The sequence below is a fragment of the Rhodopirellula sp. MGV genome (assembly GCF_002251265.1).
In the GTDB taxonomy this organism is placed as follows: domain Bacteria; phylum Planctomycetota; class Planctomycetia; order Pirellulales; family Pirellulaceae; genus Stieleria; species Stieleria baltica_A.
On record NZ_NPDI01000057.1, the window covers coordinates 47,745 to 68,455 of the forward strand.

Consider the following 20,711-nt stretch of genomic DNA (forward strand, 5'->3'; position numbering starts at 1 on the left):
ACCACTGAACATTGATCGTGTGACGATTGGCCGCTATGAAAATCGGCGACTGATCACACCCAGGATACCGCCGCTGCAGAACAGCCCGATGATCGTGATCGCGAATAATCCACCACTTGCGCGCAACCGGCCGTCTAGCTGGTCGTTTTGTACGGCGCGTTGGATCAACGCCTGTGCCTCGGGATCAAACCGCAGCTCGACGGCGATTTCTTTCAGTTCTTCGTCGCCTTTGGTGATGGTGCCTTCGTATCGCCGCGCGACCAGTATTTCGCGAATCGCTTGGTCGCTTAGATAGCACTCATCGCAATTCCAATCGTAACATTCCTTGATGTACAAGGCGATGTTGGCCCGCAGCAGCGCCATCAGCTTGTCTTCGCAGGCCTCGATCGTCTTGCACCCACCCGTGGTCACTGGCCACGTGTGATTGCTCCCTTCGATGTTTCGTTCGGCGTCGGCCCAGCTTGGCCAATCGTCGGGATAAGTGATATGAGTTAGCGGCGCGACCGAGAGGTTCGCCGATCCTTGGGAAGGTTCGGCCGAGTCGTTGTCCGGTTGTGGCGGATCTGTTGGGGACTCGTCAGAGGCTGATTCGTTCTCGAGAGCTTCGGATTCAGTTCCCGAATTGCCTGCGGCTTCGACTTTGTCGGTGGGCTCGACCGTTTCGAGATTCGATTCAGGATCGGATGCTTCGACCACGGCCGCTTCGACCACGACTGAAGCCACTTCGGTTTCGGCATCTTGGTCGGTGATCGTTTCGGCATAGCCGACGGTTGCGACAAATGCGACCACGGCAAAAGCGGTCAAGGATGGCAGTAGGTGTTTCATGATTGAACCTCCATCGCCAAGGTTTCGTGATCGGGAGAAGTGGCATTCGGTGATCGTCGCCGATGACGGAGGTGCGAGAACCGCTCGATCTCCGATTCATAGGAACGCGGGTTGATCCAAGGGGCTGACATTTGCGTGGCGATTGCCAAGCCGCCGGCGACCAGCAAACCGATCGGCTGGGGAATAGGCAGGATCTGGTGAGCGCCCCAAGCGGCGACGCAGACGACGGCGACGCTCCAAAGGCTCAGTCGTGTGCGGCGAAGCGGGTCAACTGATTTCCACCAACGAATGCCACCGAACAGCAACGCGAAGTGTGCCATCATGCCGGATGCACGAATGGTTCCATCGTTGTGATAAAGGGCTTGTGGGAGATCGCTTTTCAGAAATTCGCTGTATGCGGGAATCGCGGGCAACAGGAAGTACTCTGTCAGTGCAAAGGCCCATAGTCCAACCATCGCACCGACACCGGCCAAGACCAAGCGTCGAGGCAAACTTTCGCCTTCGTTGCGTTCCCAAAGTTTTCCAAGACCAAGAATGCCTTGCGCCCCGACCAGGACGACAAGTGCCATCCAAAAGAACGGGGCAAGCTCGATCGCCGTGACATCCCCACTGCGAAGCCCGATGACTCCCGCGATGACGGCCATCGCAAGCACGGTCAACGAAGATGCCAGCCAAGACGTATTCAATTCTGCCAAGCGGACCAAGTTGTGTTTTGCCCGAAGCGTATTACGAACTTCGTTTTTCCATTCGGTTTTTGACTTCGCACGTTTCGGTTTCGACGATTGGCGAGATGCCAATTGGTGTGCTCGCGCATAGCTGGGCTGTTCGTTCGTGTGCAGCACCATTTGCCGGATGATGTAGTACGGCACATAAATCGCTGCCAACACCGACAACACAGGCAGCAACCAACTGGTGTTTAGGAACAGCACGAACGCGACCACCGCGCCGATCCAAAACCGAGATCGGGGTGACTGTTCGAGTGATTGCCACCACAACCCAAGGTCGCTGGTTGATTTGCGGATCGCGCGTAGCAGCGGTTCTTCGGTTGGCGAGGAATATGGCCCAGCGACGGCTGGTGCGCCAATTTGCGGGGCGGGTGATTTTTGTGTTGGAAAGCTCGCGACAGGCTCGTGAAGTTTGCGACCACGAGGTGTGGGTTTCAAAACTGGGGACTGGAGTGCTGCGATCGCAACGGCATCAGAAGAGTCCAACCCGAGTGGCGCGATCATATCCGCCACGGTGGAAGGACGCTTGGTGGGGTCTTTGTCGAGCGCCGCACCGATGACTTCACGATACGGCGACGCGATGGCGCTCAAGTCCGGCAGCGCGGTCATGTGTTTGACGATGATCTCATGACAGCTATCGCCGTCAAAGGGAACTCGTCCGGTCAGCAATTCGTAAAGGATGATTCCCAACGCATAGATATCGATCTCGCGTCCGTATTGCCCGCGTCCAATTTCCGGGGCCATGTAGTGGAACGTGCCGACGCTTTCGGTGTGACCACCACGCTGGGACGCGCTGATGTATTTACTCAGTCCATAATCGCCGACTTTGACGATCCCCAAATCATCGAACACGTTGCCGGGTTTTAAGTCCCGGTGGACGAGTCCGGCACTGTGCAGATGCGAGACGCCGGCGGCAATTCCGGCAAACCAACGTCGGGCGTCGGTCTCTGTTAATCCGGTCGGATAGAGATCCAGCACGTCACGGAGGTTTTGTCCGGCGACGTATTCCATCACCACCCACGAACCGCTGTCGGCATCGCGACAGATGTCAAACAGCGAGACCAAGTTTGGGTGCTTCAGATTAAGGCACTGCGATACACCGCGGATTTCGACGTCCAGATTGCGCTGGATTCGCTTGAGTGCGACCTCTTTTCCGGCTTCGCTGACCGCAAAGTACACTTCGCCGAACCCGCCAACACCGACACCACGCCGTATCGTGTACGGTGGCAAAGGTTGTGAGCCGGGTGGATAGGTGAACGACATGGGCCGGGAATTCGTTGACGAGCCGGCATGCGCCGAAGGCACACAGCCGAGCGAAGTTTCAGCGAGTTCCATTTTATCGTTGATCGGGCCCGCGTCACGCTGAATGCGCGAAGACTTTTCAGATCCGATTTGATGCAATTTCTGTTTGCGCGGCTTCAGCGAACCCCAAAACGCGTCGACGAAGTTCATTTTGCCAAAGCAACATTTCCCGCGTTTGGACATTGGTGAGTCCGCACGGTCCGCTGATTGGGATTCGGGACGCTTTTCAGGTGCGAGTGAGTTCATACTTCTTCCAACATCATGTCCAAAGGTCCCAGCGATTGACGCTGGCCAGGAATCAGGTCCACAAACTCACGCGCCGTTTCCGACGCGAGGAATCGCGATGTGTTGCTGCTCCGATTCAGCTTTGCCTTCCACCTGCCGTCTCGAATCACGAGGACCGCTGACACGTCCATGCCCGAGCAGCGAATGTGGTTGGCTTCGGTCGGGCCAATCAACAGGGTTTGTGCGGCGATCAAGATGTGATCGACATGCCCGTCAAATCGATGCGGAGGCTGCAATTCCAAAACCGCGGAGGCTGACAGGACCGATGGCTTGCGAAGCAACATGGTCGCCGAACCCGAAATCGGAAAACGGCTGCCATCGACAAGCAATTGGCGTTTGGGCGGGGCCATTGACCGGGGCCCAGAATTGTTGCCGTCAGAAACCGACGGCGACCAAAAGTAATCGCCGCCGTGGCGAATCAACGTTCCTTCATTGCGTCGCCAATCGGCTTGCACGGTTACGTCTGCTGTCTCGCCATTCTGACGCACGCCGCCAATCGTCAGCCGGTCACCGGCGAACAGGGCGTAACCGCCGCAGCGATCGATCCACAATCGCCAGGCGTCGGTTTGCGGTGAAGATTGGGTGGGGCGAATCATCGAATTCATCGTCACGAGACGTTGTAAAGAGACAGCGGTGAACAGCGATCAGTCGACTTGGATCGAAACCAATTCCGATGCAGGCTGCTTGCCATCGAAGTAGGCCGCGATGTCGTCGAGCAAGTTTTCGTCGCTCGGTTCATCGAGATCGATTCCACTGAAGTACTCGACGTCGACACGCATGGTTTCCTCTTTCACGTCAATATCTGTGGCAATTTCGTCCAGCAGTCGACGTGTCTGAGAAAGATGGCTGTCGTCCAGATTCAAGTCACTGGCGGTCTCGGCAACACGCAGGGCGCCCAAGCGGGCTTGCAGGTTCTCGATCTCCACCTCCAGTTGACGCTTGGCATTGAGCATCTCTTCCATGCGAGCTTCAGCTGAAGCCAGCGACGATTCGCGAGCTCCCAACATTTGCTGCAGCTTTTCAGCCGTCGCGCGACGGGTCTTGAAACGCTTGAAGCGGTTTTTCAAGTCCTCTTTGACTTGGTCCGACGAGTAGCTGCGACCTGCATAGACGAAATGTTCGTCGCCGCCCTTCAGGTCGTCGGTCAGTCGCTCGATGTCCGACTGAGCTTTGGTGAGCTGCGTTTCGGTGGTCTCGAATTCCTTTTGCAAGCGAACGACTTCAATTTTCTCAGACGCAATTCGCTTGGCGTTTTTCGTGATCTCGGGTTTCAGATCCGAAATCATCTGACGTGCTTGCTTGATCTTCCATTCCAACGGAACGGAATCACTGGCGGTTTCTTTCAGGTAATTGACGCCGCATTTTGTATAGCTGGACAGTGGAATCCCCACCGCCAAGCTGGACAACAGGGCGACGGCGCCGCCGGTGATGAGGGCTTTTTTCAACATGGATTGGTTCCCCAAAGGTGGTCGGAGGAGAAGAGCCGAAGGTGTTGTGGCTCGCTTCACCCTCCTGTTCGGCTCGAACAACCAAGTCTTGGGGCGGTCGGAAGAATTTTTTTAAAGCCCGGGATAGCCGCTGTTACCCCCTCACGTTGCGTGAAGTCCGTTTCAGGTTGGGTGGTTCGGGCAGTTTCTTTGGGGAGTCCGCAGGCTTTTTCGCCGTCTAGCTGATCACACTGATCACGGTCCATGTACCGGTGATCAGCATCGCAATCGCGGACAGCCACAAGCAAAGGTCCCAGAACTTGCCTGGCTTGAGCTCTTCAATGCAGCGTTGGTAGCGGAAATACAGTGCCGCTCCGCCGAGCATCGGCAGCATCACGCCTTGGGTGATCCCACTGATCAGGACCAGTTTTGCTGGGGATTGGAACTTCAAGAAAATCACCACGCAAAGCAGTGGAAACACACCGCTTAAGATTCTCACCCAGCGTTGGTACGTTTCTTCGCTGTGGTCGACCAGTCCGATCACCCGCATGCAATCGGCGAATGTCCGGGCATGGGACGCGTTGGCGACAAAGAATGTTGAATACAGCACCGCGATCGCCCCAAACAAAAAGATCACCGCTGCCCAATCCGAGAACACCGGTTGAAACATCACGGCAAGCGTCCGCACCATCTCGCCTTTCTCTGGATTCAAACCGATCCGGTGCAGTACGGAGGCGCCCATCAGAAAGAACGCCATTGTCGCGAAGGTGTAGATCACCATCGCTCCCCAGGCGTCGACTTGCATTACACGCATCCAGCCAGCCGCACGGCGTTTCCATTCTGGTGACCCATCGTTGTCCCCAGTAAATCTGCCATAGCCTTTTTCTAAACACCAATACGGATAAGTGATTAGCTCTGCCGCACCGACGCCGATGATCCCAAACGTGGCCAATGCGGTGGCGATCGGGTTGATGCCTTCCATGCGACTCGGCAGATGGAATTTAAGTCCTGACAGAAATTCTTGGGCACTGAACGCGAACTCGGCTTCGCTTTGCAGCCAGTAGACATTGACGACCACCAGCACCGTAAAGGATGCGACCAAGGCGGTGCTGAATGACTGGATCAGACCGTATCGACCGACCACCAAAATCACGCTGGTGATGACGGCGATGATCACTGCCCAAATCGCCGCATCGTTGGTCTCGGCATGCGCGGTATCCGTTGGCGGGTACGCATCGTCGTACCGGGCCCAGGCTTCGGCGATCGATTTTTCGGTTTGTGCTTGCGCCTCGGCGGAGGGTTGCTCCCTTTCGACCGACTGACGCAGCGATCGAAATTCTTCGAAGGTAGCCAATTGCTGGGCGTCGGCCGCTTCGTTGTACGCTTTGCCTTGGTCAGTTAACGGCGCGGTGATCGCGAGTGCTTGCCCAACACCGCCGACGATGCCGCCAAGTTGCGAAATGCTGGCCAGCCACATCACCAACCAATACCACACCAGCCAATTGCCGCGCCCGCGAACACGGGGACCGGGAACTTCGTCCAGAGCAATCAGCGTCGTCTTGCCACTGATGATGGCGTATCGGCCAAATTCGATTTGTGCAAAGACCTTGATCAGGCATCCGAGCAGGATCAACCAAAGGAGGCTGAAACCGGCTTCGGCACCCGTTTTGGTGGTCGCGATTAATTCACCACTGCCGACAATGGACCCGGCGACGATCAGCCCTGGGCCAACCGAGGCTAAGATGCGAGTGATTTGATGGGGAGGTTCAATCGGTTTGTTCATGGCGGAAGAGTTTAGCACTTTGTCCGCCGTTAATGGTGTGAGGTTGGCGCTTTAAACGGGCGAATAGCCGGCGCTTGCGTGACCCGGTGCGATCGGACGATAATTGGGACGCACCTTCGAGACTCATTCACTAGGATTGCATGGCTGCCGCGGCCCCGCTCGATACAACGATCGGTGTAATCACACCGGAAAACATTGCCTTTGAATATCAATTGGCCGGGCCGTTTCGACGTCTGCCCGCCTATCTGATTGACTTCGCGGTCCGCTGGTTCGTCGTGATCGCGGTTTGGTTGGCGCTGGCGATCGCGGGCGGGCTGATGTCGTTCCTGTCGAGTTTTTCAGGACCGCTCAGCCAAGCGTTCTTTATGATCGGGATCTTCGCCATCAATTGGTTTTACGGAACGATCTTTGAAGCGTATTTCAACGGGCGGACGATCGGAAAATGGATGTGCGGAATTCGTGTGATCCAGGTCGACGGACGCCCGATCACACCGCGCAGCGCACTGCTTCGGAATTTGTTGCGTGTCGCCGATCTGGCGCCAGCCGCATCGCTTAGCATGTTCGATCCGGAATTGCCGCCACAGCTTGTGATCCCATCCGGAATCGTAGGACTGGTCACCATGATGATGACACAGCGAATGCAGCGGATGGGCGACTTGGCAGCCGGGACAATGGTGATCGTTGACGAACGCAAGTGGCAATTGCCCGTGGCAAAAGTCGACGACGCGCGTGTCCCCGCGCTCGCATCGTTCATTCCGGGTGACTATCTGATTACGCGCAAGATGGCACGTACCTTGGCAACCTATGCCGAACGTCGGCACTTCATGACACCGCCACGTCGTCGCGAGGTTGCACGCAAGCTTACCGATCCGTTGATCGAGCGTTTCGAATTCCGCAAAGATATCGACCCCGATTTGCTGCTCTACTCGCTTTACTACAAAACCTTCTTGGCTGATTCTGCGACCGAGTCACCTGACCTCGGGCCGCTTTCGGGATACAGTCCACTTGCCAAAGACGCGGACAAGGTTGGCGGGTTGGCCGACGAAACGATCCGTGAAATGGCTCAATCGGTTCCGGTGGTGACGGATCCGGCTGCAACGGTCGAGACAGTGAGTGAAGCGAAAGAATGAATGTTGCCAAGCTATTGGAAAAGCGGAGGACCGATTGGTCTGAGCTGGAGCAGCTTTGCGAGGCGATGGAGCTCCGTGGACGAACCGATTCGCTTGGCGCTAAACATCGTGGGGCGAGAGGCATCACACGGTTTGCTTCGTTGTACCGAGCGGCATGTGCGGATTTAGCGCTGGCCGATGCGTATCAGTTGCCTCCCAATACGGTCACGTACCTGCACCGCTTGGTCGCTCGCGCGCACAATCAACTCTATCGAACGCAATCCGCGTCGCCGGTCGGTTGGTTCCGCATCTTGTTTGAGGAAGCGCCCCAACGAATTTTCAACGACGGTTGTGTCCGGGTGGCGACGATCGTGTTTTTCGGATTGTTTGCGATGGCGATGATCATGGGAGCTGCCGAAGACCAGTTTCCCTTGTTCGCGGAAAACGTTTGTGGCAGCGAAATGCTGAAAAAGACGGAAGCATCGTTTTTGGAACCGCTAAACGTCGCACCGCAAGAGTATTCAGCGCGAGCAGCGTTCTACATCAGCCACAACACCGGCATCGGGCTGCAGTGCTTTGCTTGGGGGATTTTGCTGGTCCCCTGTTTGTACACGCTCGCTTATAACGCCGTGGTACTCGGGGCGACTTTCGGATACATGTCCCGCGATGGGATTGATGGCGCCGACCACTTCTTCGAATTCGTCACCGCGCATGGACCTTTCGAACTGACAGCGATCGCATTGTCAGCCGCTGGCGGGATGCGGTTGGGACTGGGGCTATTTCAAACTCATGGGCTATCACGTGTCGATTCGATGCGTCAGGCCGGTCGCGACGCGGTTCCGGTGATGGCCGCAAGCGCGGCGATGTTCGTACTTGCCGCGTTCACCGAGGGCTTCCTATCGCCGAGTAGTGCACCGTATCTCGTGAAAGTGGCGTGGTCGATCACATCGAGCAGTTTGATCACGTTGTACTTTGTCGTTTTGGGGTTCCCACGTCAGGGGAGTACCGACCGGTCGTTGGTTCGGACGGCGCGTTATTCGGATTTAGTCCAATCACGCGAAACCGAAGCGGGGAGGTCCGCCGGTGCAACTTGACCAAACACATGTCGCGATTCGCGTACGCACGCTTTCAGAAATCGGTGACCTTGCGCTCGTTTTGCTGCATCGTTATCCGACACTGTTACTGAAAGGGTTCGTGATGGGGGCGGCGCCTTGGGCGATCGCGAACGCGTTGTTGCTGTATTGGATCCCGATTACCGAATACCAATACGGGATGGACGATCCGGAAGCCCGATGGCAGATCGTCCGCTATTTGATTTGGATGGCGCTATTGGTGTTTTTGCAAACGCCTGCCGCCGGTGTGGTGACAACGATTTACTTGGGGCAAGCGGTATTCGAATCGAAGCCGAGTTGGAAAAGTGCCGCCAGTAGCGCCCGGCAGATGTTCGGACGCTGGATACGCCTGTTGGGGTTCCGCCGCTTGGCGATCCCGGCCATGATCATCGCCGGCATCAGACTGTTTCAACCTTGGAACACGACCTACGATGTGACGGTCCCGCTGGCAATTTTGTTCGTCGCGATTGTGATACGTGCCAATCGACCGTTTTTGCCCGAGATGATTTTGTTGGAGCGGTGCCCCGAGCGAAGCAAAAACTCAAACGAAATGACATTAAGAAAGCGGGCAAAGGCATTGCATCGTCCTTCCGGAAGCGACGTTGGCAGCCGATGGGTGATCACCGCGGCAACGCTGTGCATCCTTTTTGCTGGACTGTTTTATAGTTTGGTTTGGTTTCGAGGGATCGCGACGGGCTACTGGAATTTTGGATTGGTGACGCTGCTCGGTTTGTATCCGGTCGCACTTTGGACCGTCGGCGGGTTGAGTGTCGTCGTGCGTATGATCGCTTATTTGGATACAAGAATCCGGTTAGAAGGCTGGGACGTTGAGCTCGCTGTGCGTGCCGAAGCGATCCGGCAGTTCGGCGAAGAGGTCGAAATCGTGAGCGGCTCTGTCGCGCCAGCTCTCCCGGTGAGCGGCAATCGAGGAGGCGTGTAATGTTCGAGTTCAGCCGCCTTCGGTGTTTGCTCGGCCTTTGGATTGCATTGGCGCCAGCGGCAGCCAGCGCACAAGACGCTTCCGGTAATCCGTCGCTCAATTTATCGCCCGCGGCTCGATCGCCGGTGGGCGAATCGCTTTCCGCAACACCTTGGTACGATGCGGATCAGAATCAGTTAATTCCGATCACGGTCGTTCCGCGAAGAGATGATTCGGTCAATCGTGAGAGCCGTTGGTTGCCAAAGGCACCTGCGATTCAAGCAAAAAGCAAAGCCAACGCCAATCCGACGACAGGCAACGCGTCAACGCTGTTTGGGTCTGGCTTCACACTGTCAAATCTGTTCGGTTGGCTGTTCTTGGTTTCGATGGTGATCGTGATCGTCGGATTAATCGTTTACGCGATTGGCCGCGCGGAAGTGAAGTTGGCCAGCGCGGAATCGGAAAGCGGAGGGGCCGCCCACGGGAAGCTTCCCGATCAGCAAACGTTAGAGCGAATGAAGCATTTGCCGCCGGAGCTTCGTCGCACAGACGTTAATTTGCGGAGTGAGTGCGAACGTTTGATGCAGGCCGAGGAATACGACAAAGCGATCATCTTGCTGCTCGGACACCAGTTGTTGTTGCTGGACAAATACGGTTTGCTGCGGCTTGCACGCGGAAAAACAAACGGCAAGTACGTCCGCGAGACGCATTCGCATGACGCGTCCTGTGCCGCTTGGTTGCGACAGACGGCTGATGCGTTTGAGCATTCGTATTTCGGTCGTCATGAAATCGGCAACGACGTTTTTGCCAGGTTGTGGGAACAGAACCGCGAAATGGAACATCTCGCACTCACACATGGAGCTCCCCATTGAATCCGCGAATTCAATTCGATTGGTGGAGAGACGGTTGGTGTTGGTTAACCGTTTGTGTCGCGATCTTGAGTAGCGGCTGTGGGAGCTCGCTCAGCACCCAGTACGGCGGAACAAAAGGCTACTTTGCAAGACGCAGTGTCAACGGATTAACAACCTTTCATGATGCGTTCGAGAAAGCCGATTTTTCGACGCGTGATGTCAACCGTTTGACACAGCGGACCCGCAAAATCGCTGCGTTTGTCTGGACGCCAATGGAAATCACGTTGATCGATTTCAATACAGGGCAATGGATCGATCGATGGCTGGAACAGGGCGGACGGACGTTGATCTATGTCGTGCCCGACAGCGGTTCAGAATCCGAATACTTTCGTCAAGCGAGTTCAAAAGCGGATCCTTCGCAACGGATTGAGTATCGCCGCAAGCTCGGGGAAAGCCTGATCTCAAACCATCAGCAACAGGTGCAACGCGTCAGCGTCGATTTTGGCCAATGGTTTGTCGCGACGCCAAAGGTTCAACGGGCAACTGTCACTGTGGGGCAAGATGCGTCGTCTGATACCGCATGGAGCGATACCGCTCGATTGATTGGCGACGAGCCGCAAGATTTCGAATGGGTGATCGCGCCCAGCCAAGTGGCGCAGGGCAGCCCGGCAATATCGCCTCCTTCCGCCACCGGAGCGATCAATCCGGCGATCACTCCGTCCGTTCAACCGACACAGCATTCAGGAAAGACGGAGTCGCATGAGTTCGAGTCTTTGTTGGAAACGTCCGGCGGCGAAACTCTGGTCGCTCGCGTCACTTCGGAGACATGGAACGATTCACAGATCATCGTTGTCGCTGGCGGGTCACTGTTGACAAACTTTGGTCTCGTCCATCCCGAGAACCGTGCCCTCGCGGACTCGTTGATCGAAAGCACTTGGCAGACCGCATCAGATGCCCATTTGGTCGACGACGAAACCAAGTTGACGCCAGACGGAGATGATTTGGCAGTGGGGTTTATCACCGCCAGCGATCAGTTGCCGATCAGTGCCGAGGTAGGAGAGATTCCGCGTGCCACCGGCGCCGAAATGTTGACCGAGTTTCCGCTCAGCATGGTGACTGTTCATGCGGCGGTGATTGGGTTGATCGTGTGCCTGGTCCTGTTGCCGATCTTTGGTCGACCCAAGCAAGTTGACAGTGGAACATTAACGCATTTCGGCGATCACCTTGATGCGGTCGCGACGCTGCTTTGGCGACGCGGCGGCGAACGGTTTGCTCGCGAACGTATCAGTGACTACATGCGGCAGGTTCGTGGTGAAACCCATGGCCGCTGGGTCCTTGAGGAACCCGAGCAGAAATCGACGGCCGAGGTTCTACCGGTTGCGAGTGAAGCTGCCCCGGCGAAAATAAATCCTGTTGGCGAGACTGCGAGTGCAGATTCCCTCGTCAACCACACCGAGTCCCACAGCACTGAGGAACAACGTTGACAGACGAACCGCAAGGCGACCCGCCAATCGCGACGAACACGCCATCGCTACGTGAAAAGAGCGAACGATTCGCGCCGGTCGAAAAACTGTTTACGTCGATCTCCGATGAGGTCGCCAAGCTGTACGTCGGCCAAGAGGAGTTAGTCCTGGGCACGCTGACTGCGTTGTTTTCCGGTGGGCACGTCTTGATCGAGTCGGTGCCAGGGCTCGGCAAAACTTTGTTCGTGCGAACACTCGGTCGCGTCCTTGGATGTGACTTCGGACGGATTCAGTTCACTGCTGACCTGATGCCTTCGGATATCACCGGTGCGCCGGTGTTTGACATGCAAAAGAGCGAGTTTCGCTTTCGCCCAGGTCCGGTGTTCACGCAGTTGCTGCTGGCTGACGAAATCAACCGTTCGCCGGCAAAGACACACGCTGCCTTGCTGGAAATCATGCAGGAATACCGTGTCACCATCGACGGGACGAGCCATGGGGTCCCACAACCGTTCTTGGTGATGGCCACTCAAAACCCGCTGGAGAGCGAAGGGACCTACAACCTGCCCGAAGCTCAGCTGGACCGATTCATGTTCAAGCTGAAAGTCGATTATCCGACCGAAGCACAGGAAGCCGAGATCCTGAAACTGCACAGCCAACAGGTCAGTTTAAACGAACGACTGGAAAACGAGATCAAAACGATCACCGATCCGGAATCCGTGATGAACTGCATCAAGTTGTGTGGGACGGTCAATGTGGAAGAATCGCTCGTCGATTACATCAACAAGATTGTCCGCGGGACGCGGTCCTGGCCAGCGTTCCATCTGGGAGCCTCGCCACGTGCCGGTTTGGCGCTGATGCAGTGTGCGCGAACGCTGGCCGGGTTCAGTGGGCGTGACTATGCGATCCCCGATGATGTTGTCGAGGTCGCTATTCCGGCACTGCGGCACCGCGTCCAACTGACCGCCGAGGCGGAAATCGAAGGCCGCGATGTCGACGAAGAGCTGCAAGCGATGATCCGCGGGATCGAAGTCCCGCGTGACTGATCTCTAGCGTCGGTTGACGATCATCGTACCGTTGTCCGCGACGTTCATCAGTGGTCGCGAGTACCAGCGTCCGCCTTTTGACGCACCCGGACGGATCGTGAACCCGAATGCCAGATTCCAGCCTTCCTGCATGTAGTCTGCATCGGCGGCCTGATCGTCCGGGATGTAGTAGGTCGCCGAGGTATCCCAGGTCACGTTGCGGTGTACGGGCAATGCCAGGTCAAGATTAACGATAAAGTCTTCGTCGTCAGTCCATCCCAGTGCTCCTTCGAGTGATCCGAATTCCGACAGCATCTGGCGATAGAAGAAACGGTATTGGTTGACCGAATCAAAGCTGACTTGATTGCTGATGGTCGTCCCACCAGCATTCGTCACGCTGGTCAGCCCATCGTCGTCTTTGACACCGGTTGCGAATTTGAATCCGAAGACGTCGCAACGCTGTGTCTTCCACGAAAGCTCACCACGAAGTTGAATCAGGTTTCCGCGGAAGTACCAATCTTCGTACAGGTAATCGAGTACGACGCCATACTGCAGGCCCCAGTCGACTCGGCGGAACAAGCCGTTGGTCAGGAATATCTGTTTGCGTGATTCGTCAGTGAAATCGGCCCCGGACAAGTTGGCTTGCAAAAATCGGACACCCGACTGATACGACAAGTCAGTTCCGAAAAAGCCAAGCGGAATGCCTTTGTTGAACCCTTCGTAGAATCCGAAACTGCCGCTCCCGCGCTGATCGCCCGACCCGACAGTGGCGTAGTTCATCGGTCCGGTGAATCCGGCCGCACCGGCAAAGAACTCCATTCGGTTCCAAGGGACCGACAAGCGGGGAAACATTCCGTCAAGGAATCCACGGGGCCCGCCAGCACAGGTGTTGCAGCCGCAGCCTGGCGTGTAGCTATCGCAGCATCCGTCACATCCGCCATCGAAACAGCCTTCGGCACCGCAGCCAGGTTCTGTCCAGGTTTCGATTCCACAGCCAGGTTCGAGGCCGCACGACGGCCCACGGACATCGCCAACGGCACAATCGCAGACCGATTCACAGCCGCAGGTCGATTCGAAAATGGGGCTCGATGAAACAATTTGGCCGGGAGCGAATTCGTCCGATGTGATGATCGTTTCGTGGTGGCTGACTTGCCGAATCTGCGATTTGACCGCAGGACGCACCGCCCTTGCACCCCCTCGGGAGACAGGTGATGCATGCGAAACATCGATACGGTCTTGGCGAAAGACGTCTTCGGCGAGACGAGCGACCGGCTGTTGAGCTTCGGTCGTGAGGCCAAAGGAGTGCCATAATAGGACGCCCAAGAAGAACACGACCGTCTTTGAAGAAGCGTTTTTCCAGGTCGATGAACAATTTTGATCGGCTTGTCCCGGCGAAACTGGGATCGTTGACGTTATCATGTTCTGGAATCTTTCCGCAGGGAGGGACGGCAATTGATTTACATTTACGGTGTTACTTTCGGCATTCAGAATCGTGACCATTAGAAAACTTTGCGCAACCGTTACCACTTTCCCGACCGTCACATACGCGTTTGCATTGACGCTCTTGCTGGCGATCAGCCATCTCGCGGTTGGTGTCCAGCCCGCGTCGGCTCAAGAAGCGGCCGAAACGGAGGCTAGCGGCGAAAAGCCAGCGATCCAGGCAAAAGACGTTGAAGTGCCATCCCCGATCGACGCCGCATCTGCCAGCGTGACGTATCCCCGCGCGGTGGCCGTCAACGGTGACCAGCGTTTTATCGTTGACCTCGACCTGCCCGGCATTTGGGTCCAACAAGGCGAAAAGAAAGAACTCTATACGCCGGGCACAAAGTTGCTCCGCAAACCGATGAATCGCCCATGGTGTGTCGTTCCGCATCCGCAAGGCGGTGTGTTGATCGGCGATTCGGCAACTCGCGAGATTTATTACGCGAAAGAGCCCGGCGTGAAACTCGTCGCGCTCAATGGCGGCTACTTAGGTATCCCGATGGCTCTCGCGGTCGACGCTGCGGGCGAACAGATCTATGTCGGTGATGCGGAACGTCGTGCGGTTTTTCGATTGCCGATCAGCGGCGGAAAACCTGAACTGGTTGCCCGAGTCAACGCGCGGGGACTGTCGTTTGATGCCGACGGTATGTTGTGGGCGATCACTCCCGACGCCGATGCCGTGGTGAAGATTGATGTCGCAAACAACAAAGCCGAAACCGTCGTCGGTGATCGGCCCTACCAATTTCCAAACGGTCTGGTTTGGGCGGGCGACGAAGGCTTTGTGACTGATGGCTACGGGAAATCCATTTGGCGTTTCACAGCCGACGGCAAAACCGAAAAGTGGTTCGAAGGCGAACCGCTGCAAGGTCCTGTCGGATTGACTGCGGACGAAAGCTATCTCTACGTCTCCGATCCGCGGAGCAAGCAAGTCTTTCGCTTTGATCGCAAAACCAAATCGGTTGAGCCAACACTGTAATTGCCCTGGCAGGACTCTTGCCGCAATTGGTAGTACGGTGGCCATCATCAATCTCTATGGTGGACCAAGGCCTTGCGGAAACAGTTTCACATCATTTGCGGTTTCACGGTGCTGTTGCTCAGCACTGGTTGTGTTCGTCGTCGAATGACGGTGCGTACCAACCCGCCTGGTGCGATGGTTTCCGTTGACAACCAAGTCATTGGTTCGTCTCCCGCGGCAACGTCCTATACGTTCTATGGGACACGTGAAATCCGAATCGAAGCGGACGGCTACCGTACCGAAACGATCAAGCGGCGATTTAATCCGCCGTGGTACCAGTGGCCCGGGATCGACTTCTTTGCCGAGACGCTTTGGCCGGGAGAGATACGCGATGAACGGATTATCGATGTCACATTGACGCCCCACGTCCAACCATCGGACGAAGAGATCCTTTCGCGAGCTGGCAATCTTCGCCAACAGTCGCAAAGCGGAATCGTCAGTGGCCTTCGGCAGTAGTCGTCTATAGTCCTTCAGGGTTAACCTGCGACGCGATAGCAATTGGCCTTTCATGTCACATTCTGGGAAGCGACGAGTGTCGGAGTTGTCGCTAGCTTTACCAGGTTAGTACTTGGTGCGCGGGCATCGGTTTTGCGCCAAACAGGCGAACCACTGTCTTGCCGCTGAGAGTCGGTATTGGAAGGATACGCCGGTTAACAGCAATCTAGCGGTGAGCTTCTTTTCCAGGGGCTTGAGCATCGTTGTCTAATGCGTCAAGTACTTGCTTTAGGTGCCAGTGTTCGCATTCGCACAGGCCATTGCTCGGCTATAATTCGGGGGCCCATTTTTTACCGGTACCAGCATGGTACTTTTCGCTTCTCTTTGAATCGGTGTTATATGAATCACGTTGTGTTCAGACATCGGCGAGCTGGATTCACGCTCGTTGAACTTCTAGTTGTGATCGCGATTATTGGGATCCTTGTCGGCCTGTTACTCCCCGCTGTTCAAGCGGCTCGTGAGGCGGCCCGTCGGATGTCCTGCAGTAACAACTTCAAGCAGATTGGGTTGGCAGCCCACAACTATCATTCTGCGTACAAGCAGCTGCCTACTCAGTGCGGCGGTTCTCGCCCTCCAGCCGGAACACCTGCGGCAGACCCCAGGACCACTGGTACGCCGGACCAAGGTGGTGGCACCAACCACGGCTTCCTCGGATGGTTGGTCGGCCTGACTCCGTACATGGAGCAGCAAGGCCTCTGGGATCAGATCAGCAATCCCAGCATCAAAGTCGTTGGCCTTCCAGACTTGCAGCAGCCAAACAAGTGGAACCCGATGGGGCCAGTGCCATGGCAACTGTTCTATCCACCATGGATGACGGAGCTGCCGATGTTGCGTTGCCCGAGTGACCCGGGCCTCGGTTTGCCAGCACAAGGTCGAACGAACTATGCGGCGTGCATGGGCGATTCGATCCGTCGTCAAGACGTCGGGCGTTGGGATGCCGACCTGCAATTCACCGGCAACCAAGAAGTCACCTGGGCCGTGATCGTCAAAACCGAGCATCGCGGGATGTTTGTCACCCGTGACGCGACACGTTTCCGTGACGTACTGGACGGCCTTTCGAACACCATCATGGCCGGCGAAATTGTCACCGCGATCGGCGACCGCTCGATCATCGGTGAAGGCTCGTTTAACCACGGCAACAACCAGCTGCACGCTAACCCAAGCCTGTGCTACGACAATAACGAAATCGATCCAGAACGTCCCAAGTTCTGGTGCAGCAACGGTGCCAACTGCACCCAGCCGAACTTGCAAGCAGCCGGCGGAAGTCGATTCCGCGGATTCCGCTGGTCCGATGGACGTGCGATGTGGAGCGGCATGACGACGATCCTGCCACCCAACCGCGAGATCTGCCAGCAGGGCGGCGCGCAAGCGGCTGCCAGTGTTCCCGGTGTCTTTCCACCAAGCAGCCGCCACCAAGGCGGTGTTCACATCCTGATGGGTGACGGCGCGGTCGTGTTCATCTCCGATTCGATCGAAGCGGGCAACTCACGCGCCCCGATGGTGCGTGCAGGAGCCAACTACACAGCGATCGGAAGCCCCAGTCCCTATGGCGTGTGGGGTGCACTCGGTACGCGTGCAAACAGTGAAGTGATCCAAGAGAACTTCAATTAACCACCAAATGACGATCAACAAAGGAAATGCAATGAAGTCATTTTTTCGATTGGCACTTTGTGCCCTGTGTTTCGGTAGCGTGTTCACCGTGACCGGCTGCTCCAGCGGTGAAGCAACGGTCATTGAACCCGAAAACGACGATCAGCTAGAGCAAATGAGGAAGATGGTCGAAGCGGAATCGCAAGCGACCGACGATTCAGATGCGAACCGCGCCGAATAGCGCAAACGCTCTTCTTGCTCTATAAACAACAAAAGCTCAGTGGCGGCGACCGTCACTGAGCTTTTTCTTTGGTAGGAACTTGATCGGCTTACATTACCGAGAAGTAGTTGTCGCAAGCAAAGTCGAGGTACTCGTTTTTGAGCTCGATTTCGAGGTCATTGTAGAGGCAGTAGTTCCGAACTTGCAGCAACAAGTCACGTGGTTGGCAGTTGCGGAACGGGCGATTGACCGGCTTGTAGTGCGTCTCCACCAAATAGTCGATCGCGTCGGCGTTGTACGGGACTTTGACGACTCGGCACATGATTTCACAGAGCTTTCGGAAGTCCTGTTCTGGCGGGTTTTCCACTTCGATTTTGTAGGGAATCCGTCGCAAGAAAGCGTCGTCGACGAGGTCTTTCGGTTCCAAGTTCGTGCTGAAGATGACCAACTGGTCAAACGGAACTTGGATCTTTTTACCGCTCGCCATGTTCAAAAAGTCATAGCGTTTTTCGAGCGGGATAATCCAACGGTTGAGTAGTTCATCGACGCGCATTTTTTGTCGACCAAAGTCGTCGATGACCAGCGTTCCACAGTTGCTCTTCATCTGCAGCGGTGACTCGCTGATCTTGCTTTCGGGGTTGTGCAACACCTCCAGCATTTCCATCGTCAATTCACCACCGGCGACGATGGTGGGGCGTCGGATGCGAACCCAGCGTTTGTCAAAGCCACCGATGTCCAGCAAGCCTGTTGACTCCTGTGGCATATCGATTTCGTGGTTCATCGGGTCAAACACCCGCATGATGTCACCGTCGACATCAACGCTTCGCGGAATCCAGATGTACTTCCCGAAGGCCCCCGTGACGCGTTCTGCGATCGACGTTTTGCCATTTCCGGGAAACCCGAACAAGAACATCCCGCGACCACTCGCGACAGCAGGCCCGAGTCGATTGAGCATCTTTGGGTTGATCAATAGGTCGCTGAACGCGCGAACGAGGTCGGCTTTTTTGGGGTATTGCCCCTCGATCGTTTGGTACTTCACGCTCTTGATGTAGTCCGACAGGCGAACCGGACAGGCACCGAAATAGGTGCAGTCCGCGCTGTGATTGCGAGCGATTTGACGTCCGGTTTCGGTAAGCACATAGACGTAATCGTTTGTCGCTGTCGCGCTTTTGTACGCGATGTTTTGCTCCATCTTTAGCCGCGTCAACACCGGTTCGACCAGGCGAAATGGCAGCTTGACTTGGTCGGCAACACGACGTCCTTCGCTTTCGCCAGCAGTCAGCAAGTAGCGATAAACGATCGCTTCCATGATCGATTCGTTGATACCGCCAGCATGAAGCGTCTCCGGTTCGACCGGGCGCCACGGTTCGTCTCGTGAGCCCTTAAATCCGAGGGGACCAGGCGGAATATCAATCGTCGAACCAAGCGATTGTTTTGGGCCCCCGGTCGGCGCTTCATCGCTTTTGGCAGGTTGGGCCTCGGCCGATTTGGTGTTGCCGGGGGCGTTCTGGTTTGGATTGCCGGCGGCTTGAGATTGCCCGGCCGACGACGGCATCGCAGTGGGTGAACCCGGTGTGGCTGCATGGCCGGATGCGGCGGGACGCGGAGCTGGTGGCGGACTTTGCGCGGACGTCGCCGCGGTTTGTGGTGCGCCGGGGTGGCTTGGCACCGCAGCGCGGACAGGTGCTGATGGTGCAAGAGGCGGACGACCAGGCATGCTTGGCGGACGTGGTCCACCGGGCGGACTTTGGGAAGCCGGACCGAGGGGCGCCGCCGGGGTCGCGGGCGTATTCGGTTGAGGTGCTGGCGCGTTTGGGGTCGCCGCCGCTGGTCGAGGCTGCTGCTTTTCAGGTGGTTTGGCGGCACCGGTCAGCGAATGGATTCGCGAGATCAGCGCGTCGAGCTGAGCATCGGGGTTGTCACTGGAAGTGGACATCCGTTGGAGATCCTTCGAAAGGTTGCGATGCGAACGGGAAGTAAAAAGAGCAGCTGCTCCATCCAACGGTATCGGCGAGGGGTGAGCAGGGAAATTTGAAGGAAGCGTGCCAACGGCAATGCCTCCTTTATTTGCCCATTTTGAACCTCAGAATGCTCGAAACACGCGTTTTAACGGCAAAATGCGTTCGAGAAGCCAGTCTGCAAACAGTCGCTAAGGGAGCCTGTCAGAAGTTATTTTGAAAAATGTGTTCGAAGGCACTTGCGAGACAGGGAGGCCGCCCCTACATTTCCGCCTCCTTGGAAATGACAGCCGCAAACGCGGAACACTTTCCAACCGATCATTGACAATTTGGTGGTGAAACTTCTGTTGAGTTCAGATATTGAGATCGCTTTTGAGCGATCAGAGCTTGTCTCTGGTCAATCAAAACAATGGCGAATTGTGGGCCGGCTAACCGACCGGCCCGCCAGCGAAAGCTCTCGGTTTTAAACTTGATTTCTCCAGCTGAAGCCTTCGGGTTTTGGTTGTGAATCGATACAAAATTGAAGGGTTTGATCCTGGCTCAGAATGAACGTTGGCGGCGTGGATTAGGCATGCAAGTCGCGCGAGAAGTGTTTAGTGCTTGCATTGAACACGGACAGCGGCGAAAGGGAGAGTAACGAGTGGTTACATGCCCAGGGGTCCAGGATAGCGTCGGGAAACTGGCGGTAATACTGGATGATATCTAAGGATCAAAGGTGAGATTCCGCCCCTGGATTGGACCGCTTACTATTAGCTTGTTGGTGAGGTAATGGCTCACCAAGGCCGTGATGGTTACCGGGTGTGAGAGCATGGCCCGGCTCACTGGGACTGAGACACTGCCCAGACACCTACGGGTGGCTGCAGTCGAGAATCTTCGGCAATGGACGCAAGTCTGACCGAGCGACGCCGCGTGCGGGATGAAGGCCCTCGGGTTGTAAACCGCTGTCAGTTGGGAGGAAAGGAGTGTGCAGAGCACTCCCTGACCGATCTTCAGAGGAAGGGCGGGCTAAGTTCGTGCCAGCAGCCGCGGTAAGACGAACCGCCCAAACGTTATTCGGTATCACTGGGCTTAAAGCGTGCGTAGGCGGCCTAGTAGGTGAGATGTGAAAGCCCACGGCTCAACCGTGGA

Annotated in this window: 17 protein-coding genes and 1 rRNA gene; 11 read left to right on the forward strand and 7 right to left on the reverse strand. The window is 56.2% G+C overall.

Going from position 1 to position 20,711, the window contains the following annotated elements; all coding sequences use genetic code 11:
* Window positions 1–33 precede the first annotated feature (33 nt).
* The 5 genes from CGZ80_RS20695 to CGZ80_RS20715 all read right to left on the reverse strand — a co-directional run bounded on the left by CGZ80_RS20695 (window position 34) and on the right by CGZ80_RS20715 (window position 6,347).
* On the reverse strand, window positions 34–825 hold the full coding sequence (locus CGZ80_RS20695) for a hypothetical protein (RefSeq protein ID WP_094417592.1): 792 nt from the start codon (window positions 823–825) through the stop codon (window positions 34–36).
* Window positions 822–3,098, reverse strand: a complete 2,277-nt coding sequence (locus CGZ80_RS20700; protein WP_233148554.1) for a serine/threonine-protein kinase — start codon at window positions 3,096–3,098, stop codon at window positions 822–824. Before CGZ80_RS20700 ends, CGZ80_RS20695 begins: the two co-directional genes overlap by 4 nt.
* Window positions 3,095–3,733: a hypothetical protein gene (locus CGZ80_RS20705; RefSeq protein ID WP_103296715.1), complete on the reverse strand. Its 639-nt coding sequence runs from the start codon at window positions 3,731–3,733 to the stop codon at window positions 3,095–3,097. The genes CGZ80_RS20700 and CGZ80_RS20705 overlap by 4 nt, the downstream gene beginning before the upstream one ends.
* 48 nt (window positions 3,734–3,781) lie before the next feature.
* A complete protein-coding gene (locus tag CGZ80_RS20710) occupies window positions 3,782–4,585 on the reverse strand; it encodes a hypothetical protein (protein WP_094417594.1) in 804 nt (267 codons plus the stop codon).
* 217 nt (window positions 4,586–4,802) lie between these two features.
* The gene (locus CGZ80_RS20715; RefSeq protein ID WP_198953752.1) at window positions 4,803–6,347 is read right to left on the reverse strand and encodes an Nramp family divalent metal transporter; all 1,545 of its coding nucleotides are present in this window, start codon (window positions 6,345–6,347) and stop codon (window positions 4,803–4,805) included.
* 140 nt (window positions 6,348–6,487) lie between these two features.
* Between CGZ80_RS20715 and CGZ80_RS20720 the strand changes: the two genes are divergently transcribed.
* The 6 genes from CGZ80_RS20720 to CGZ80_RS20745 are packed head-to-tail and all read left to right on the forward strand — an operon-like array spanning window position 6,488 to window position 12,844.
* A complete protein-coding gene (locus CGZ80_RS20720) occupies window positions 6,488–7,477 on the forward strand; it encodes an RDD family protein (protein ID WP_094417595.1) in 990 nt (329 codons plus the stop codon).
* Window positions 7,474–8,550: a stage II sporulation protein M gene (locus CGZ80_RS20725; protein WP_094417596.1), complete on the forward strand. Its 1,077-nt coding sequence runs from the start codon at window positions 7,474–7,476 to the stop codon at window positions 8,548–8,550. The genes CGZ80_RS20720 and CGZ80_RS20725 overlap by 4 nt, the downstream gene beginning before the upstream one ends.
* Window positions 8,540–9,508, forward strand: a complete 969-nt coding sequence (locus CGZ80_RS20730) for a hypothetical protein (RefSeq protein ID WP_094417597.1) — start codon at window positions 8,540–8,542, stop codon at window positions 9,506–9,508. The genes CGZ80_RS20725 and CGZ80_RS20730 overlap by 11 nt, the downstream gene beginning before the upstream one ends.
* A complete protein-coding gene (locus CGZ80_RS20735; protein ID WP_094417598.1) occupies window positions 9,508–10,359 on the forward strand; it encodes a DUF4129 domain-containing protein in 852 nt (283 codons plus the stop codon). The genes CGZ80_RS20730 and CGZ80_RS20735 overlap by 1 nt, the downstream gene beginning before the upstream one ends.
* Entirely contained in the window at window positions 10,356–11,822 is a 1,467-nt protein-coding gene (locus CGZ80_RS20740; protein ID WP_094417599.1) for a hypothetical protein, read from the forward strand. Before CGZ80_RS20735 ends, CGZ80_RS20740 begins: the two co-directional genes overlap by 4 nt.
* A 26-nt stretch (window positions 11,823–11,848) precedes the next feature.
* Window positions 11,849–12,844 carry an AAA family ATPase gene (locus tag CGZ80_RS20745; protein ID WP_094417608.1) on the forward strand — a complete coding sequence of 332 codons (996 nt, stop codon included), beginning with the start codon at window positions 11,849–11,851 and terminating at the stop codon, window positions 12,842–12,844.
* A 3-nt stretch (window positions 12,845–12,847) separates the two neighbouring features.
* On the opposite strand, the gene CGZ80_RS20750 is transcribed toward CGZ80_RS20745, so the two are convergent.
* A complete protein-coding gene (locus CGZ80_RS20750) occupies window positions 12,848–14,242 on the reverse strand; it encodes a DUF6666 family protein (protein ID WP_143544059.1) in 1,395 nt (464 codons plus the stop codon).
* Between the two features lie 73 nt (window positions 14,243–14,315).
* Between CGZ80_RS20750 and CGZ80_RS20755 the strand changes: the two genes are divergently transcribed.
* The 4 genes from CGZ80_RS20755 to CGZ80_RS20770 all read left to right on the forward strand — a co-directional run bounded on the left by CGZ80_RS20755 (window position 14,316) and on the right by CGZ80_RS20770 (window position 17,646).
* Window positions 14,316–15,281 carry a hypothetical protein gene (locus CGZ80_RS20755; protein ID WP_233148555.1) on the forward strand — a complete coding sequence of 322 codons (966 nt, stop codon included), beginning with the start codon at window positions 14,316–14,318 and terminating at the stop codon, window positions 15,279–15,281.
* 72 nt (window positions 15,282–15,353) lie between these two features.
* Window positions 15,354–15,776, forward strand: coding sequence for a PEGA domain-containing protein (locus CGZ80_RS20760; protein ID WP_233148556.1), 423 nt, complete (start codon window positions 15,354–15,356; stop codon window positions 15,774–15,776).
* A gap of 378 nt (window positions 15,777–16,154) precedes the next feature.
* On the forward strand, window positions 16,155–17,426 hold the full coding sequence (locus CGZ80_RS20765; protein WP_094417601.1) for a DUF1559 domain-containing protein: 1,272 nt from the start codon (window positions 16,155–16,157) through the stop codon (window positions 17,424–17,426).
* A 31-nt stretch (window positions 17,427–17,457) separates the two neighbouring features.
* A complete protein-coding gene (locus CGZ80_RS20770) occupies window positions 17,458–17,646 on the forward strand; it encodes a hypothetical protein (protein WP_143544060.1) in 189 nt (62 codons plus the stop codon).
* 88 nt (window positions 17,647–17,734) lie between these two features.
* Here CGZ80_RS20770 and CGZ80_RS20775 read toward each other — a convergent pair whose 3' ends face one another.
* Complete coding sequence (locus CGZ80_RS20775; protein WP_233148557.1) at window positions 17,735–19,561, reverse strand: ATPase with chaperone activity; 1,827 nt, start codon at window positions 19,559–19,561, stop codon at window positions 17,735–17,737.
* Window positions 19,562–20,100: 539 nt separating this feature from the next.
* Between CGZ80_RS20775 and CGZ80_RS20780 the strand changes: the two genes are divergently transcribed.
* Window positions 20,101–20,711, forward strand: a 16S ribosomal RNA gene (locus tag CGZ80_RS20780); the annotation flags it as partial.

Coding starts and splice junctions, on each gene's coding strand:
- CGZ80_RS20775 (WP_233148557.1), bottom strand. CDS start 19,561: ATGTCCACTTCCAGTGACAACCCCGATGCTCAGCTCGACGCGCTGATC.
- CGZ80_RS20735 (WP_094417598.1), top strand. CDS start 9,508: ATGTTCGAGTTCAGCCGCCTTCGGTGTTTGCTCGGCCTTTGGATTGCA.
- CGZ80_RS20725 (WP_094417596.1), top strand. CDS start 7,474: ATGAATGTTGCCAAGCTATTGGAAAAGCGGAGGACCGATTGGTCTGAG.
- CGZ80_RS20710 (WP_094417594.1), bottom strand. CDS start 4,585: ATGTTGAAAAAAGCCCTCATCACCGGCGGCGCCGTCGCCCTGTTGTCC.
- CGZ80_RS20720 (WP_094417595.1), top strand. CDS start 6,488: ATGGCTGCCGCGGCCCCGCTCGATACAACGATCGGTGTAATCACACCG.
- CGZ80_RS20695 (WP_094417592.1), bottom strand. CDS start 825: ATGAAACACCTACTGCCATCCTTGACCGCTTTTGCCGTGGTCGCATTT.
- CGZ80_RS20705 (WP_103296715.1), bottom strand. CDS start 3,733: ATGATTCGCCCCACCCAATCTTCACCGCAAACCGACGCCTGGCGATTG.
- CGZ80_RS20715 (WP_198953752.1), bottom strand. CDS start 6,347: ATGAACAAACCGATTGAACCTCCCCATCAAATCACTCGCATCTTAGCC.
- CGZ80_RS20765 (WP_094417601.1), top strand. CDS start 16,155: ATGAATCACGTTGTGTTCAGACATCGGCGAGCTGGATTCACGCTCGTT.
- CGZ80_RS20700 (WP_233148554.1), bottom strand. CDS start 3,098: ATGAACTCACTCGCACCTGAAAAGCGTCCCGAATCCCAATCAGCGGAC.
- CGZ80_RS20750 (WP_143544059.1), bottom strand. CDS start 14,242: ATGATAACGTCAACGATCCCAGTTTCGCCGGGACAAGCCGATCAAAAT.
- CGZ80_RS20770 (WP_143544060.1), top strand. CDS start 17,458: ATGAAGTCATTTTTTCGATTGGCACTTTGTGCCCTGTGTTTCGGTAGC.